Raw genomic sequence first — 15,890 nt, 5'->3', positions numbered from 1 at the left:
AAGGAACTGCACCTATGAGCACCGAAGTCAAAGTCCCCACGCTGGGCGAAAGCGTCACCGAAGCGACGATCGGCGAATGGCTGAAGAAGCCCGGCGAGGCGGTCGCGCTCGACGAGCCGATCGCGAGCCTCGAAACCGACAAGGTCGCGGTCGAAGTGCCGTCGCCGGTCGCGGGCGTGATGGGCCAGCAACTCGTCGCGGTCGGCGACACGGTGAACGTCGGCGCCGCGATTGCGACGATTGAGGCGGGCGGTGCTGCCGCTGCCCCGGCGCCAGCCTGCCGCGCCTGCCTGGCCGCGAAGGCCGAAGCCGCCGCGCCGGCGCCCGCCGCGACCAGCTCCGGCCGGCGAAGCGGTCGACACAGTCACGACCATGTCGCCCGCCGTCCGCCGCCTCGTGCTTGAAATACGGCGTCGACCCGACGAAGATCCAGGGCGGCGGCAGATGGCCGTTTGACCAAGGAAGATGTGCTCGCCGCCGCGAGCGCAGCGCCACCGCCGCGCCCGCCCCGCTGCCGCGCCGTCGGCGCCTGCCGCCGCTGCGCCGGGCCGTCAGGAAGAGCGCGTCAAGATGACGCGCATGCGCCAGACGATCGCCAAGCGGCTGAAGTCGGCGCAGGACACCGCGGCGATGCTGACGACGTTCAACGACGTCGACATGTCGGCGGTGATGGCGACGCGCGAAAAATATCGCGACAGCTTCGAAAAGAAGCATGGCGTGCGCCTCGGCTTCATGAGCTTCTTCACCAAGGCGGTTGCGCTCGCCGCGCATGACATTCCCGCGGTCAACGCGCGGATCGACGGCGACGAGATCGTCTATCACAATTATCTCGACGTGTCGGTCGCGGTCAGCGCGCCGAACGGCCTCGTCGTGCCCGTCGTGCGCAACGCCGATGCGATGAGCTTCGCCGACATCGAGAAAGCGATCGCCGACCTCGGCAAGCGCGCCAAGGAGGGCACGCTGACGATGGACGACATGACCGGCGGCACCTTCACCATCTCGAACGGCGGCGTGTTCGGCGGTTTGATGTCGACCCCGATCATCAACCCGCCGCAGTCGGCGGTGCTCGGCCTCCACCGCATCGAGGATCGCCCGGTCGTGCGCGACGGCGAGATCGTGATCCGTCCGATGATGTATATCGCGATGAGCTATGACCACCGCCTGATCGACGGCCGCGAGGCGGTGACCTTCCTCAAGACGATCAAGGAAGCGATCGAGGATCCGACGCGCATCCTGATCGATCTCTAAGTATATTTCTCCCCGTCCCCCCGTGGGGTGAAAGGAATTATAAATGGCTGATTACGACTACGACGTCCTTGTCATCGGTGCCGGCCCCGGCGGTTATGTCGCGGCGATCCGTGCGGCGCAGCTGGGCCTGAAGACCGCGTGCGCCGAAGGGCGCGAAACGCTCGGCGGCACCTGCCTCAACGTCGGCTGCATCCCGTCGAAGGCGATGCTCCACGCGTCCGAATATTTTGAGGCGGCCGCCGGCGGCGCGATGGCGGCGATGGGCATCAAGGTGAAGCCCGAACTCGATCTCGGCACGATGCACGGCCAGCGCAAGGATGCGGTGAAGGGCCTGACCGGCGGCATCGAGTTTCTGTTCAAGAAGAACAAGATCGACTGGCTGAAGGGCTATGCGCAGTTCACGTCGAAAGACACGGTCGAAGTCGCGGGCAAGGCGGTGCGCGCGAAGAATATCATCATCGCGACCGGCTCGTCGGTGACCCCGCTTCCGGGCGTCGAAGTCGACAATGACAAGCAGATCATCGTCGATTCGACCGGCGCGCTCGAACTCGCGAAGGTGCCGGGCCACATGGTCGTCATCGGCGGCGGCGTGATCGGGCTCGAACTCGGCAGCGTGTGGCGTCGCCTCGGCGCGAAGGTCACGGTCGTCGAATTCCTCGACCAGATCCTGCCCGGCATGGACGGCGACGTCCGCAAGGAAGCGAACAAGATCTTCAAGAAGCAGGGCATGGAATTCAAGCTCAAGACCAAGGTCACGTCGGCTGCGGTCAGGGGCAAGAAGGCCGTGCTGACGCTCGAGCCTGCAGCGGGCGGTGACGCCGAAACCCTCGAAGCCGACGTCGTGCTCGTCTCGATCGGCCGCCGTCCGAACACCGACGGGCTGGCGCTCGACAAAGCGGGCCTCGCGGTCAACCAGCGCGGCCAGATCGAGACCGATCATGACTTTAGCACGCAGGTCCCCGGCATCTGGGCGATCGGCGACGTCATCCCCGGCCCGATGCTCGCGCACAAGGCCGAGGACGAAGGCATCGCCTGCGCCGAGAATATCGCCGGGCTGACCGGCATCGTGAACCACGACGTCATCCCGTCGGTCGTCTACACCTGGCCCGAAATCGCCGGCGTCGGCCTGACCGAAGAACAGGCGAAGGAAAGCGCCCAGAGTCCCGAAGGCATCAAGGTCGGCAAGTTCCCGATGCTCGCGAACAGCCGGGCAAAGACCAACCACGAGCCCGACGGTTTCGTGAAGGTCATCGCCGACGCCAAGAGCGACCGCGTGCTTGGCGTGTGGTGCATCGCGAGCGTCGCGGGCACGATGATCGCACAGGCGGCGCAGGCGATGGAATTCGGCGCGACATCCGAAGACATCGCCTACACCTGCCACGCGCATCCGACGCACAGCGAGGCGATCAAGGAAGCCGCGATGGCGGTGACGGGCAAGCCGATCCACATCTGACGCGGATAAATTGGGGGAGAGTATGGTGGCGAAGCACGGGCTCTGGGCAGCGGCTTCGCTGCTCCTCTCCCTCACCGCGACCGGCGCGCGGGCGGCGCCTGATCTCGATGCCGCGAACGCGCGGCTGACCGCGCTGCTCGATAAAAATTATCCGGCGCTCGACGCGCTCTACAAGGATTTGCACCAGCATCCCGAACTCGGGATGCAGGAGGTCCGCACCGCGGGCATCCTCGCAAAGCATCTGCGCAGCGCGGGCTTCACCGTGACCGAAAAGGTCGGCGGTACCGGCGTCGTCGGCGTGCTCAAGAATGGCGAGGGCCCGACGATCCTCGTGCGCGCCGACATGGACGCGCTGCCGATGGAGGAGAAGACCGGGCTCGTATGGGCGAGCAAGGCGCGCGCGACCTATGAGGGCAAGGATGTGCCCGTGATGCACGCGTGCGGGCACGACACGCATGTCGCCTATCTGGTCGGCGTCGCGCAGGCCTTGAGCGCGATGCGCGATAGCTGGGCGGGAACGGTGGTGCTGATCGGCCAGCCCGCCGAAGAACCGCTCAGCGGTGCGCGCGCGATGCTCGACGACGGGCTCTTCACACGCTTCCCGAAGCCCGATTTCGGTTTCGCGGCGCATGTTACCAATCTTTCCGCGGGCGTCGTCGCGATCAAGGCGGGACCGTCCTCGTCGGCTTCGGACAGCTATGCGATCACCTTTCACGGCCGCGGCGGCCATGGCTCGATGCCCGCAGCGACGATCGACCCGATTCCTATCGCCGCGCGCTTCGTCACCGATACGCAGGTGGTGATCAGCCGCGAGAAGGATCCGGCGGCGTTCGGCGTGCTGACGATCGGCGCGATCAACGCCGGCAGCGCCCCCAACATCATCCCCGACAGCGCCGAGGTGAAGGTCAATCTGCGCTCGCAGGCGCCCGAGGTGCGCAAGCTGCTCCAGGACGGCACCGCGCGCGTCGCGAAATCGGCGGCCGCGATGGGCGGCGCGCCCGAGCCGACGATCCGCTACCTCGGCGGCACGGGCATCATGATGAACGACCCGGCGATGGCGAAAGCTGCGGTCGCGGCCCTGACGCCCGCCTTCGGCAAGGGACTGGTCTTCGCCCCCGAAAGCGCGACGCCGATGTCGGGGAGCGAGGATTATTCCGAGTTCGTCGATGCGGGCGTGCCGTCGCTTTTCTTCGGCATCGGCGGCTATGACCCAGCCATACTCGCCGACCTCAAGACGAAGGGCGAACCCGCACCGACGAACCATTCGCCCTTCTTCGCGCCGAAGGCCGAACCTGCGATCCGCAATGCCGTGACCGCGATCATGCTGTCGATCATCGGCGGCGTGCGGCCTACGGCGAAGTAGGGCTTTCAACCCGCCATCATCGTCTGCCACCGGCGCCGCGCGTCGGTGGTCCACACGCCTTCGGTCGACGGGTAGAAATCCGGAAAGACTTTCGCATCGGCGGGCAGGATGACCCACGGTTGTTTGCTGCGCGTGAAGATATGCACATCGGGCGGGTATCGGTCGGGGGCGTCGAGGGTGCCGACGCGGACGAAGGAAGAACGGCGGCCCGCGGTGGGATAATGGCTCCACAGCGCGACCCGGCACGCCGGACAGCGGATGATCTCCTGCCCCTTGCCGCTTTCGGAAGGGGTCATCACATGGTCGAGCGCCCCTTCGGCCTCGATCCGGTCGCTCTCGATCACCGCGTTGATCGCGAAGGCGCTGCCGGTTTCGCGCTGGCACCAGCGGCAGTGACAGCAGTGGACGATCATCGGCGCCGCGGTCATCCGGTAACGAACCGCACCGCAAGTGCATCCGCCTTCCATCGCTGCTTCCTCTCCATTGTGCCGTGATGCGCGCGATGATAGCCCCGCGCGCGATGGATACACAAACGCTCGTTCGCCTGCTCGATCTGGTCGGCATCGGCGTCTTCGCGCTGTCGGGCGCGCTGATGGCGGTGCGGCTCCGCCAGACGCTCGTGACCGCCGCCTTCTTTGCGTTGGTGACGGGCGTCGGCGGGGGCAGCGTGCGCGACCTGTTGATCGGGGCGCCGGTGTTCTGGGTGCAGGACGGCGCGATCGCCGCGGTGTGCATCGCGATCGCGCTGATCGTCTGGCTGACCCCCGAACGCTGGTGGCAGGGGCAATTGCTCGAATGGGCCGACGCGGTCGGGCTCGCCGCCTATGCCGTGTTCGGGACGGCAAAGGCGATGGCATGGGGCGTCCCGCCCGCGCCGGCATTGCTGATGGGCGTCATCACGGGATGCGTCGGCGGCACGATCCGCGATATCCTCGCCGGCGTCCCCTCGATCATCGTCCGGCCCGAAATCTATGTCACCGCGGCGGCGCTCGCGTCGGGGCTGTTCCTGATCCTGCTGTGGCTTGGCGCGGGGACGCCCGTCGCGGCGGTGACCGGGGCCGTCGCGGGTTTCATCCTGCGCGGGGCGGCGATCCGCTGGTCGCTCGCGCTCCCCGCGTACCGCGATCCCAAGGCTTAGGCTTGCCAAATCGCGAATCTGTGGCAGGTTCGCCTTATGAACAATGATGTCAGCATGATCGCCCGCCGGGTGCGGGGCCAGGCCGACGCCTTGCCCGAGCTGTTCGGCCGCTTCGATTTCGACAAGGCGCCCGAACGCTGGGCGCCCGAGGCCGATGCGGTAAGCGAGCTCAGCCGCGTCCGCAGCATCGACCGCGCGGCCTATCTGGACGATTCCGATCTGCTCGGCCGCATCCGCGAATATACGATGCTCGGCGACCGTACGGGCGACGCTTACGCCGCGCTGATGCCGCGCTATGGCTTCCAGCGCACTGTCGCAATGCTCGTCGACGCATGCGACAAGGGGATCGAGGCGGTCGAGGATGCGCCCGCCGAACTGGCCGCGCTGATCCATGAGATGGAGCAGAAGCCCGATTGGCTCGACATGGCGCTGGTCGAGGAGGGCGCCGCCTATGAACGCAACGCGACCGCGAACCTGTCGCCCTTCCTGATCCGCGGCGCCTTCATCGCGACCTTCCTCAACAAATATTCGGCGCTGCCGATGGCGCTCACCGGCACGCTCGGCCATGCGACCGCTGCGCGGCGGGTCAAGGAGACCGCGACCTTCTTTGCGACCACCGCGCTGCCGGGGGCGCTCGACCGCTTCGGTCCGGGGTTCAAGGCGGCGGCGATGGTGCGGCTGATGCACTCGATGGTGCGCGTCAACGTGCTGTCGCGCCCGGGCATGTGGGACGCCGACACCTATGGCATGCCAATCCCGCAGCTCGACCAGATGCCCGCGGGGCTGATCCCCGTCTATTTCCTGTCGCAGGAGGTGCTGGCGAAGGGCCGCACGCGCTTCACGCGGATCGAGCGTGGCCGCGTCGAACTGGCGCGCTATCGCTGCTATCTTTTGGGGCTGCCCGAAGATCTGCTCGCCGACACGCCGCAGGAGATCGTCCGCATCTGGCGCACGCGCAGCGCGACGCTGCGCTACGAATATGACGATCAGGTTTGCGGCGGGCTGCTGCGCGCGACGATGGACGCCGAACTGTCGAAGGATCGCTCGCCCAAGGGACAGGTCAAGCGTCGGCTAGAATATTCGGTCAGCCGCGTCTTCTTCGTGAAGGCGTTTCTGGCCGGCGACGAGACGCGCGCCGCCAACGTCGGCGTGCCGGTACGGCGCCGCGATCACCTGATCTATGGCGCGACGATGCTCGGCATCGCGGGGCGCATGGCCGCCTATCGCGTCGCATCGCGGCTGCCCATCATCCGCCATCTCGCCGACCGCCGCCTCGTCCACCGGATCGAGCGCCAGCTGGCCGAATATGGCCGCGCCGAATTCACCTCCGACGCCGCGCATTACAAACCCGCGACGGCGAGCTAGGCCTTTCCAACCAGAGGATTTGCATGAAGACCGAACAGGCGGCCGTCAACGGCATCAGCATCACCTATGAGGACAAGGGACCGCGCGATGCGCCGGTGATCCTGCTGGTCATGGGGCTTGGCGGTCAGTTGACGCTGTGGCCCGACGAGTTCGTCGATGCGCTCAACGCGCGCGGGTTTCGCACCATCCGATACGACAATCGCGACGTCGGCCTGTCGACGCGTTTCGAGGCGGCAGGTGTGCCGAACCTCAAATGGATGTTCGTGAAGGCCGCCATCGGCCTGCCGGTGCGCCCCGCCTATACGCTCGCCGACATGGCCACCGACGGCATCGGCCTGCTCGATCATCTCGGTATCGATCGCGCGCATGTCGTCGGCGTGTCGATGGGGGGCATGATTTCGCAGCATATCGCGGCGCGCTATCCGCAGCGCGTGCTGTCGCTGACCTCGGTGATGTCGACGACGGGCAACCGCCGCCTGCCGCGCGCGCAGAAGGAGGCGATGCGCGTGCTCGCGAACCGGCCGATGAACGGCGACAAGGAGGCGCTGATCGCCTATTCGGTGGGTGCCGCGCGGGTGATCGGCAGCCCCGGCTATCCATCCGCCGAAGAGCGGCTGCAACGCCGCGTGCGCGCCGATTTCGAACGCGGCTGGTATCCGCAGGGCGTCGCGCGCCAGATGGCGGCGATCGTCGCCGACGGCGACCGGCGTCCGATGCTGAAGGACATCAAGGCGCCGACGCTCGTCATCCACGGCGAGGACGATCCGCTCGTGCCGCTGCCCGGCGGGCGCGATACCGCCGACAATATCGCGGGCGCGCGGCTCAAAACGATCCCCGGCATGGGGCACGACCTGCCGCTCGCGCTGGTCGACACGCTGGCCGACGCGATTGCGGAGCACATCGACGCAACGGCGACCGTCGCGGCGTAACCTCTCCCCCCCATTTATGGGAGGGGTCGGGGGAGGGCATGTCGTTTGGAAGGGTTGCCGAAACAGGCCCTCCCCTAACCCCTCCCGCAAGCGGGAGGGGGATTATTTCAGCAGCAGCGCCAGCGTCGCGAGGAAGCCCTTCGTTTCGGCCTGGCCCGGCCGCGGGACGGCGGGGAGGTAGGCGCGGCAGTCGAGGCACGACGCCTGCACCGACCCCGTTTGCGTCAGCATCGTCAAATCCTGCACCAACCGGCGTTCGGTGAGCTGGCGGTTCATCGCCGCGATGCCGAACCAGCCGCGCGGGAGCGCTGCCGTTTCTTCCTCGGTGCCCGACCAGCTGGCGAGCAGCTTCGAAAATTCGCTCGGCTCGTCCTCGAAATATTTGGCGTGGAAATCGCCGTCGACCTTCGCCAGCTTCGCCGCGGCGGCGAGCGCATCGGGCAGGCCGCCGAACTGGTCGACGAGGCCAATCTGGCGCGCGGTGCCGCCCGCCCAGACGCGGCCTTCGGCGATGGGCAATATCTTGTCGAGCGGCTGCTTGCGGCTCTTGGCGACAAGGCCGGTGAAGCGCGCGTAGATGTCTTCGACGCTCGCCTGCGCCAGCGCGTTGAATTCGTCGTTCACCCCGCCGAAGACGTCGGGCTGGCCCGACAGCGGCGTCGTCGCGATGCCATCGGCGTTGACCCCGATCTTGGCGAGCGCCTGGTCGAAGCTCGGCAGGATGCCGAACACGCCGATCGAACCGGTGATCGTCTCGGGCTCGGCAAAGATGCGGTCGGCGGGGGTCGAGACCCAATAGCCGCCCGACGCCGCGACATTCGCCATCGAGACGACGATCGGCAGCTTCTTCGCCTTGGCCGCGAGCAGCGCCTGGCGGATTTCCTCCGACGCGAGCACCGATCCGCCGGGCGAATCGACGCGCAGCACGATCGCCTTGATGCCGCTGTCGGCGGCGGCGTCGAGGATATGCTGCGCGATGGTTTCGCCGCCCGCGACGCCGCTCGGCGCCTCGCCGTCAACGATCTCGCCGACGACGGGGACGACCGCGATCGCACTGCCCTTTTGTTCGGGCGGATTGGCGGCGACCCAGTTTTCGAGCGGGATCGCATTATATTCCCATGGGCGGCTGTCGTCGGCCGTGCCGCTGATCTCGGCGACGCGGCGGTCGAACGCCATGCGGCTGCCGAGCTTGTCGACCAGGCCCGCGTCGAGCGAGGCTTTGGACAGATCGTTGCCCGCCGCCTTCACCGCGCCCGCGGTGTCGGCGATGAACGCGTCGAGCTTGGCGGCGGGGCGCGCTTTCTTGACGTCGGTCAGCCAGTTTTCCCAGAGGACGCCGGCATAGGCGAGGTTGGCCTCCTTCGCTTCGGGCGACTGATCGCTGCGCAGGAAGGGTTCGACCGCGCTCTTGAAGGTGCCGACGCGATAGATATGCGCGGTGACGCCGAGCCGGTCGATCAGCCCCTTGTAATAGAGACGCGATCCGCCCGGGCCCGCGATCGCGACGCCGCCGATGCCGTCGGCCCAGATTTCGCTCGCGTGCGCGGCGATCTGATAGCTGTCGGTGGTGTAGGCGGTGGCGAAGGCGAGCACGGGCTTTTTCTTTGCGCGCACCTTGTCGATCGCGGCGCCGATTTCGGCAAGCGACACCTGTCCGCCGCCGAGGAAGCGGTCGAGGTCGAGCACGACCGAGGTCACGCGATCGTCGCCGGCGGCGACTTCGAGCGCGTGGACGACGTCGCGGACGCGGACCTCCTTGAGCTGGGCGCCGCCCGAGAGTGCCGCGAACGGGTCGACTTCGGCGGGCTGTTCGCTGACGATCCCGTCGAGCTCGATGACGAGCGCACCCTTGCTGACCGGCAGGCCCGTGTTGGGGCGCCCGGCGAGCAGGCCGAACAGCGCGACGAAGAACAGCAGCAGGAAGATCAGCGCGAGCGCATCCTTGATCCCGACGAGCAGGTGCCAGACCTTGCGCGGGAAGCTGGTCGTGGATTTGCGCTTGTCGTCGCCGGGCAGCGGCCGGCGCACGGGGATGGCCCAGGGGCCGGCGGGATCGTTGGTCGTGTTCGCGGTGCTGTCGGTCATGTGAGCAAACCTAGGGATGCGCCTCGCCCTTGGCAATGTACGCTTCGACGGGCGGGCAATAGGGAGGGGGCGAACGTCGGATCAATCTTTTCATCCGTCATCCCCGCCTTCGCCGGGATGAGGGTCATGGTAAGGATGGGATTTAGGGGTCAAAGCCAGCCCTCGCGGCGGTACCAGCGCACCGTTTCGGCGAGCGCCTCGTCGGTGCCCAGCTCGGGGCGCCACAGCTCGGGGGGCGGGCATTTGCCTTCGGTCGCGACCCAGTCGGGATGCGCGATATAGCGTGCGCGGTCGGGGGTGAGCTTGGCGCGGCCGCGGCGCACGAGCGTGTCGAGCCGCCCGCCGGCCCTGAGCAGCAGCGCGGGGGTCGCGAGCGTCGAAAGACGCTGGCGTCCGACGGCGCGCGCGACGGCGCGGGCAAAGCTGCGATGCGACCAGCCCGTCGGTTTTCCGTCGTCGGGCTCGTAGATCTGGCCGATACCGACGACGCGGTCGGCGGCAAGCACGACGAGCAGGCGCGCGAGTTCGTCAACGTAGATCGCCGACATGCGGCCGCTCGGTACCAGCGCGATGCCGCGCCGCGCCATGCGGAACAGGTCGAGCATCTCGGTATCGCCGGGGCCGAACACCGCGGGCGGGCGGACGATCGTCCAGTCGAGCCCGCTTGCCATGACGACGGCCTCGGCGCGCTCCTTCGACCAGCCATAGTTGGAGAGGCCGGGCTCGCGTGCCGCGAGCGAGGAGACGTGGACGAAGCGCGTGACGCCGGCCTCTCGCGCGGCTTCGACGACGTTGGCGGTCGCGGTCGCATTGCCCGCCTCGAACGCCGCGCGGGTGGGGACGTTGACGACGCCTGCGATGTGCATGAGGGCGTCGGCGCCTTTCGCCATCTCGGCGAGACTGTCGGGCTGGTCGAGCGCGCCCGCGATCCACGTCACGCCGTCGCGCTCGGGCTGCGGGCGGCGGGTGAGGGCGCGGACGTGCCAGCCCGCTTCGACCGCTCGCCGCATCGTCGCACCGCCAACGAAGCCGGTCGCGCCGGTCATTGCGAGGGTGGGTGTCATCTTGCTCCCCTCCCCTTCAGGGAGGGCCGGTGGGGACTCGCAGCTTGCGCAGCCGATGGCCTCACTCCCAACCCCTCCCCTGAAGGGGAGGTCAATGGATCCATCGCAAATGGATTCATCGCAGCGTTCACAATAGCACCATATGGTCGCGGTGGACTACCAGTTGCGCGGCGCATAGCCGAGGCGGCTTCCTGCGCCTCGCGGCTGAGGCCACGATGTTCGCGGCGTCATGCCCGGATATTCGAAAGGCCGCGCGATGAGGCGTCCGTCGGGACCGGCGATGTCGAGAATGTCGCCGCGCGAAGCTGCCGCTGACTGCGGTGATCTGGCGGCGAGCAGGCTCGCGCCGCCTTGCGCGCCTGGCGGCCCGCGTCGATCTCGACCCGCCCTTCGCGGGTGTTCTGCCCGCGAGCCACGCCTTGCGCGCGTTTTGCGCCTTCGGCGGCGAACAAAGTGCCGTGCCTCGGTCGACAGCGGCCGGTCGATCCGGCCTGACGCGATCGCGAGATGCGCCCGGCGTTGGCGATGCGCGCCGCCGCGATTCGATACCATGCCGCCCGATCCCATGCCCGAGGCGGAGCTGGTAATTTTCATCGCCTCGATAGCGGCATCGATGCGACGCGCGCGATATGGTTCGCGCCGAAGGCAGGATTTTTGTCGTAGAGGCCGATGTCGGAGAGCAGATCACGCCGCCCGCCGCCGCGGCTGGGCAACGCGTGGCAAGGCGGTCGTTGTCGCCAGGCGGATTTCTTCACGCGACGCTGTCATTCTGTTGATGATCGCATGACGCCGAGGCTGAGCAGCCGGTCGATGTCGCGGCGGCGTTGGAGGTAGCGGCGGCGATGCTCGAGATCGTCGAGCGTGACGAGCATCTGCGCTGCGGTCAGTCCTTCGGCGCCGAGTACTTCGGCCCAGACCTGGCTCCAGCGCGATCTGTCCGGTCGCGGCGGCCGCCTGCGCATCCTCGAGCGTTCCGCGTCCGCCCTGGCAAGCCCCAGCCGCTGCGCGCCGAGCGCGATCGCGCTGACGACACGACCGCGACCTGCTGTCTGCGCCGTCCGCTCGCCGATATCGGCGGCGATCCCGGCGAGCCAGTCGCGCCGACCGCGCCCGACAGATCGATCGAGCAGCGCCGACTGATCTTACGATCAGACGGGGGCAGGAAAGGGGCGGAACAGGCTCATGCCGCCGCCGATAGGCGATGCGCGCGCCGCCACTGCGAATGTCCCGGCGATCGACGCTGCGAGGTGGGACGGGAAGTTGACGAGTTGACGCCCCTACGCGAGGAGCGAAGGGCTGCGGAGTGCGTGGGAGGGGAGGCGGTGTCATCGGGGCAGGCTAGTCCGGCCCGATTTGTAGGACAGCGTTTTTCGACGGCGAACAGGGCGGTGGGTGGTGAGCGGACATTCCACAATCGTCGCCCCCCGAAGTAGCGGGCCGCTATGGCCTTTACCAGCGGCATTGTGTAAACGACAGCGGCTCCCCTGCTTCGCGGGGCGACGGCCAGGGTCTGGTCGAAAACCCGCCAACCAAGAAAGCCCCGCACGTGGCGGAGCCTTTCCGTCTCCTGGCCCACACAAAAGAATGCCCCTATGCCTTCCTGGGTCGCGGTCGGAAGGCATCTTAGCCCGATGACGGTAACAGCTGTCATGGCACCGTGTAATTGATCCATGTCGGACCAGAATTCATTTGGGGTCGTCCCGCCTTCGGAGGGTCGTGTCGAGAGGCTTGCTGGTTCGGTGGAGCCGGCGGAGCAGGCTCGGGAAGGAGCGAACGTTCCGCGCAGGTGGACGCGCATAGCTCAGGCTTTGCGTTTTCGGTTCCAAGTGGCCCCAATCCCGACCGCGATATTGCCGATACGCCGAATGGCCGCAGCCGGTCCATCGCCCAAAAATGAAGTCCGCCGGCAAGCCGGCGGACTTCAAGAGAGCAAGATGGCCTTGGTTCCACCTTCCTCGGGTCGCGGATCCTTCATCGCCGATTCGCGGCTTCGTTTCGCTACCCACCTGGGTAGGGAGCGGATTTTTTTCATTTTGTCGCATTGCGCTTGCCATCGCGGTTCGGCTCGCCTCAAATGCGGTGGCTGCGTATCTTCTGTGGGGAGAAGTACATGCAGGGCGATCAGCGACCGGCCTTTCCGACCGACCATAATGCGCCGGCCGAATGGGAGGTGCTCAACGCGCTGATCGGCGAAATATACGATTCGGTCCTGCATCCCGAAAGCTGGAACGAGACCCTCGCCCGCATCACCGGCACGCTCTGCCCGCTGAACTGGGACGCGGCTTTCATCCTGTGGGAAAACAGCAACCCGCCGAGCGCGCGTTTCGTCGCCGCGACCGGCCTCGCGGCGGGCATCCAGGAAATCTACACCGCGGTTTACGCCGGCCATCACCCCTGGTCGCGCAAGTTCCAGCGTTACGGCAACGGCAGCGTCGTCGACAGCTTCGACATCATGACGCGCGAGGAATTCTATGAAAGCGAGTTTTTCCGTAACTTCCTGAAACCCTATGGCATCGACCGGCTCGTCGGCGTGCTGCTTGATCGCCGCGATGGCGACCGGCTCGGGCTGATGCTGCCTGGCCCCGGCGACCGCGACGTCGAACGGTTGAAGCGCGGCTTGCGCGTCCTTGCCCCGCATATGCAGCGCGCGATGCGGATCAGCGATCGGATCGCGACGCTCGACCTTGCGGCGGGCGCGGCGCGCGCCGCCGCCGATGCCGCGCCCTTCGCGATCTTCAGCCTCGACGATCAGCTGGGCATCCTCGCGGCGAACGCCCGCGCCGCGCGTTACGAACGCGCGGGGTTCATCCGCACCGCGCAGGATCGTTTTGCCTTCACCCATCCGCCGAGCCAGAAACAGCTGCTCGATCTCGTCAGACGCCCCGATCCCGCCGGCCTCGCCTTTCAGACCGTCGCGCCTTCGGGCAAGGAGTGCCCGGTGCTCGTCGCACGGGTGACGCGGCAGTCGGCGCAGCAACTCGGCGGCGTCCGCCTCGGCGCCTCGCTGATTGTCACGCTGGGCAGCGCGCCGGGCGAAACCCCGGTGCTCGAGATCGACCGCGTCGCGCAATGGTTCGGCCTGACCCCGGCCGAAGCGCGCCTCGCGGTCGCGCTCGCCGCGGGCGAGACGCTGCAGGGCTATGCCGCGCTGCGCGCGGTCAGTCTCAACGCGGTGCGCTTCCTCTTGAAAGGCATTTTTCGCAAGACCGGCGCGGGCAGCCAAGCGCAGCTCGTGGCGCTGCTCGCGCGGCTGCCGGCACCGGGCGAAACCTAGAGCCGCCAGGCGGGACGGCTCAACGGCCGCCGCCGAAGGTATAGCTAAGCGCGATGCCCCCCGACGGCTGGCTGCGCGAACCGAGCTGGCGCGTAACGGGCGAATCGGCGGCGTCGCCGACGAGCCGGTCGTAGCGGCCGTAGACCGCGACCCCCCAATTCTTTCCGACCATGCGGTGATAACCCGCAGTGACGCCGACCGACTGAACGCCGCCGCCCAGGTCATAGGCGGGCAGGCCCGACGTGGCGGCCGCAGCGGGGGTGACGCCGAAATAGGCGCGGTGGTATTTCGAATCGCCGAGCGTGACGCGCGGGCCGATCGAAAAGAGCCAGCCGTCACCCCGCCGCGCGATATAGTCGGCGCTGATTTCGCCGACCCAGCCCTTATGCCCGCTGAGCCCCTTGCGTCCTTCGGCGCGGATGCGGAGCGACGGGGCCAGATAGGCCTGCGCGAAGCCGCCGGCCTCGACCGTGAAGCCGACCTTAGGCAGGTCGGCGCCGATGTCCGACGCCTTGCGCTTGCCGATGAAACCGAAGGCGGGGCCGAAGGCGAAATCGCCCGAATGGACAAGCGGGGAGCCGAAGCTTTCGTCGGGCGCCTCGAACTCGAATGCGCTGTCGCGGGTGCGCGAGACGTCGATATAGGGGCCGACGCTGAACTTGTCCGCGCCCGGCCACGACGGCGAAAGCTGCGGCCCGAGGATGATGCGCGTGCGCTTTTCGGCATTCTCGCTGCCTTCCTGCGCGTTCGCCGGGGCGGCGGCCGCGGCCGCGGCCGCGGCGAGCGCGACGAGCAGCAGCGCGGGAAGCGGGTTGCGTTCGGTCATGCGGAAATCCTTGTTGTTCCGCATGAAATTCCCTGCGGCGGCATTTCGTTCCCCGGGGACAGGGTGCTAAATCGGCGACCAGTCGTCCGGTTCTTCGCTCTCGTCCTCGCCGGGTTCGGGATGGCCGATCGCTTCGAGCAGCTTGTCGAGCACCGCGGGCACGCCCGCGCCGCTGGCGCCCGAGAGCGCCATCACCGGGTGGCCGCTTTCGGCTTCGAGCTCGGCGGACAGCGCGGCGATCAGCTCGTCGTCGAGCGTGTCGGTCTTGTTAAGCGCGACGATCACCGGCTTATCGATCAGGTCGGCGCCATAGGCTTCGAGTTCGTCGCGGACGATGCGGTAGCTCGTCGCCACGTCTTCGTCGTTCGCATCGACGAGGTGGAGGAGGACGCGGCAGCGTTCGATATGGCCGAGGAAGCGGTCGCCGACCCCGGCACCTTCGGCGGCGCCCGCGATCAGCCCCGGGATGTCGGCGACGACGAACTCATGCCCCTTGTGGCTGACGACGCCAAGCTGGGGGCGGAGCGTGGTGAAGGCATAGGCGCCGACCTTGGCCTGCGCGTTGCTCACCGCATTGATGAAGGTCGACTTGCCGGCGTTGGGCAAGCCGACGAGGCCGGCGTCGGCGAGCAGTTTCAGGCGCAGCCACACCCACATTTCCTCGCCCGGCCAGCCGGGTCCGTGCTGGCGCGGCGCGCGGTTGGTCGAGGTCTTGTAGCTCGCATTGCCGCGGCCGCCGTCGCCGCCGCGCAGGAAGTGGATGCGCTCGCCCTCTTTGGTCAAATCGGCGAGCAGGCTGCGCTCCTCGTCGTCGTCGAGGATCTGGGTGCCGATCGGGACCTGGATGACGAGGTCGGGGCCGCCCGCACCGGTGCGGTCGCGGCCGGCACCGGGGGTGCCGCGCTTCGCCTTGAAATGCTGGGTATAGCGAAAGTCGATCAGCGTGTTGAGGCCGGCCACGGCTTCGAAGACGATGTCGCCGCCCTTGCCGCCATTGCCGCCGTCGGGGCCGCCATATTCGATATATTTCTCGCGCCGGAACGACACGGCGCCGGGGCCGCCATCGCCGGACTTGATGAAAATCTTGGCTTGGTCGAGGAAGTGCATGGCGGGGCCTTTAGGCGGAATGGCGCGATTTTACTAGC

Annotated in this window: 13 protein-coding genes and 1 pseudogene; 7 read left to right on the top strand and 7 right to left on the bottom strand. The window is 67.5% G+C overall.

Translation table 11 applies throughout. The annotated features are described in order from the left end of the window. Positions 1 to 14 precede the first annotated feature (14 nt). The 3 genes and pseudogenes from odhB to OVY29_RS11740 all read left to right on the top strand — a co-directional run bounded on the left by odhB (position 15) and on the right by OVY29_RS11740 (position 4,064). A pseudogene (odhB, locus tag OVY29_RS11750) lies at positions 15 to 1,248 on the top strand (2-oxoglutarate dehydrogenase complex dihydrolipoyllysine-residue succinyltransferase). Positions 1,249 to 1,291: 43 nt separating this feature from the next. Further along, complete coding sequence (gene lpdA / locus OVY29_RS11745) at positions 1,292 to 2,701, top strand: dihydrolipoyl dehydrogenase (protein WP_037557535.1); 1,410 nt, start codon at positions 1,292 to 1,294, stop codon at positions 2,699 to 2,701. A 25-nt stretch (positions 2,702 to 2,726) separates the two neighbouring features. Then, a complete protein-coding gene (locus OVY29_RS11740) occupies positions 2,727 to 4,064 on the top strand; it encodes an amidohydrolase (RefSeq protein WP_313911448.1) in 1,338 nt (445 codons plus the stop codon). 5 nt (positions 4,065 to 4,069) lie between these two features. Here the strand turns inward: OVY29_RS11740 and OVY29_RS11735 are convergent, their stop codons facing one another. Further along, entirely contained in the window at positions 4,070 to 4,531 is a 462-nt protein-coding gene (locus tag OVY29_RS11735; RefSeq protein ID WP_313911447.1) for a GFA family protein, read from the bottom strand. Between the two features lie 53 nt (positions 4,532 to 4,584). Between OVY29_RS11735 and OVY29_RS11730 the strand changes: the two genes are divergently transcribed. From OVY29_RS11730 to OVY29_RS11720, 3 genes are read left to right on the top strand one after another with little or no spacing between them, the layout of a single operon-like run. Further along, positions 4,585 to 5,202, top strand: coding sequence for a trimeric intracellular cation channel family protein (locus OVY29_RS11730; RefSeq protein ID WP_081933229.1), 618 nt, complete (start codon positions 4,585 to 4,587; stop codon positions 5,200 to 5,202). 54 nt (positions 5,203 to 5,256) lie between these two features. Further along, positions 5,257 to 6,567: an oxygenase MpaB family protein gene (locus OVY29_RS11725; protein ID WP_313911446.1), complete on the top strand. Its 1,311-nt coding sequence runs from the start codon at positions 5,257 to 5,259 to the stop codon at positions 6,565 to 6,567. A gap of 23 nt (positions 6,568 to 6,590) precedes the next feature. After that, positions 6,591 to 7,496, top strand: coding sequence for an alpha/beta fold hydrolase (locus OVY29_RS11720; RefSeq protein ID WP_037557531.1), 906 nt, complete (start codon positions 6,591 to 6,593; stop codon positions 7,494 to 7,496). A 102-nt stretch (positions 7,497 to 7,598) separates the two neighbouring features. Here OVY29_RS11720 and sppA read toward each other — a convergent pair whose 3' ends face one another. The 4 genes from sppA to OVY29_RS11700 all read right to left on the bottom strand — a co-directional run bounded on the left by sppA (position 7,599) and on the right by OVY29_RS11700 (position 11,607). Continuing rightward, positions 7,599 to 9,581, bottom strand: coding sequence for a signal peptide peptidase SppA (gene sppA, locus OVY29_RS11715; RefSeq protein WP_081933233.1), 1,983 nt, complete (start codon positions 9,579 to 9,581; stop codon positions 7,599 to 7,601). 149 nt (positions 9,582 to 9,730) lie between these two features. Then, positions 9,731 to 10,645 carry an NAD-dependent epimerase/dehydratase family protein gene (locus OVY29_RS11710; RefSeq protein ID WP_313911445.1) on the bottom strand — a complete coding sequence of 305 codons (915 nt, stop codon included), beginning with the start codon at positions 10,643 to 10,645 and terminating at the stop codon, positions 9,731 to 9,733. Positions 10,646 to 10,872: 227 nt separating this feature from the next. Next, positions 10,873 to 11,097, bottom strand: a complete 225-nt coding sequence (locus OVY29_RS11705; RefSeq protein ID WP_313911444.1) for a hypothetical protein — start codon at positions 11,095 to 11,097, stop codon at positions 10,873 to 10,875. 312 nt (positions 11,098 to 11,409) lie between these two features. Next, positions 11,410 to 11,607 carry a hypothetical protein gene (locus OVY29_RS11700; protein WP_313911443.1) on the bottom strand — a complete coding sequence of 66 codons (198 nt, stop codon included), beginning with the start codon at positions 11,605 to 11,607 and terminating at the stop codon, positions 11,410 to 11,412. A 1,148-nt stretch (positions 11,608 to 12,755) separates the two neighbouring features. Between OVY29_RS11700 and OVY29_RS11695 the strand changes: the two genes are divergently transcribed. Further along, a complete protein-coding gene (locus OVY29_RS11695; RefSeq protein WP_037555962.1) occupies positions 12,756 to 13,919 on the top strand; it encodes a helix-turn-helix transcriptional regulator in 1,164 nt (387 codons plus the stop codon). Between the two features lie 19 nt (positions 13,920 to 13,938). On the opposite strand, the gene OVY29_RS11690 is transcribed toward OVY29_RS11695, so the two are convergent. Both OVY29_RS11690 and obgE read right to left on the bottom strand, forming a co-directional pair. After that, positions 13,939 to 14,745 (bottom strand): MipA/OmpV family protein, encoded by an 807-nt coding sequence (locus OVY29_RS11690; protein WP_161786549.1) that lies wholly within the window; start codon positions 14,743 to 14,745, stop codon positions 13,939 to 13,941. A gap of 66 nt (positions 14,746 to 14,811) precedes the next feature. Further along, entirely contained in the window at positions 14,812 to 15,852 is a 1,041-nt protein-coding gene (gene obgE, locus OVY29_RS11685) for a GTPase ObgE (RefSeq protein ID WP_037555963.1), read from the bottom strand. Positions 15,853 to 15,890: the final 38 nt, after the last annotated feature.

Origin of the sequence: Sphingopyxis sp. SE2 (assembly GCF_032227185.1) — a bacterium.
Lineage (GTDB): Bacteria > Pseudomonadota > Alphaproteobacteria > Sphingomonadales > Sphingomonadaceae > Sphingopyxis.
The sequence above is the reverse complement of the archived record's forward strand: the minus strand, read 5'-3'. Positions and strand labels throughout refer to the sequence as shown.

What these genes read in the sequence shown, in the direction of transcription:
- lpdA (WP_037557535.1), top strand. Translation starts at nt 1,292, where the DNA reads ATGGCTGATTACGACTACGACGTCCTTGTCATCGGTGCCGGCCCCGGC.
- OVY29_RS11735 (WP_313911447.1), bottom strand. Translation starts at nt 4,531, where the DNA reads ATGGAAGGCGGATGCACTTGCGGTGCGGTTCGTTACCGGATGACCGCG.
- OVY29_RS11730 (WP_081933229.1), top strand. Translation starts at nt 4,585, where the DNA reads ATGGATACACAAACGCTCGTTCGCCTGCTCGATCTGGTCGGCATCGGC.
- OVY29_RS11725 (WP_313911446.1), top strand. Translation starts at nt 5,257, where the DNA reads ATGATCGCCCGCCGGGTGCGGGGCCAGGCCGACGCCTTGCCCGAGCTG.
- OVY29_RS11720 (WP_037557531.1), top strand. Translation starts at nt 6,591, where the DNA reads ATGAAGACCGAACAGGCGGCCGTCAACGGCATCAGCATCACCTATGAG.
- sppA (WP_081933233.1), bottom strand. Translation starts at nt 9,581, where the DNA reads ATGACCGACAGCACCGCGAACACGACCAACGATCCCGCCGGCCCCTGG.
- OVY29_RS11710 (WP_313911445.1), bottom strand. Translation starts at nt 10,645, where the DNA reads ATGACACCCACCCTCGCAATGACCGGCGCGACCGGCTTCGTTGGCGGT.
- OVY29_RS11700 (WP_313911443.1), bottom strand. Translation starts at nt 11,607, where the DNA reads ATGCGCAGGCGGCCGCCGCGACCGGACAGATCGCGCTGGAGCCAGGTC.
- OVY29_RS11695 (WP_037555962.1), top strand. Translation starts at nt 12,756, where the DNA reads ATGCAGGGCGATCAGCGACCGGCCTTTCCGACCGACCATAATGCGCCG.
- OVY29_RS11690 (WP_161786549.1), bottom strand. Translation starts at nt 14,745, where the DNA reads ATGACCGAACGCAACCCGCTTCCCGCGCTGCTGCTCGTCGCGCTCGCC.
- obgE (WP_037555963.1), bottom strand. Translation starts at nt 15,852, where the DNA reads ATGCACTTCCTCGACCAAGCCAAGATTTTCATCAAGTCCGGCGATGGC.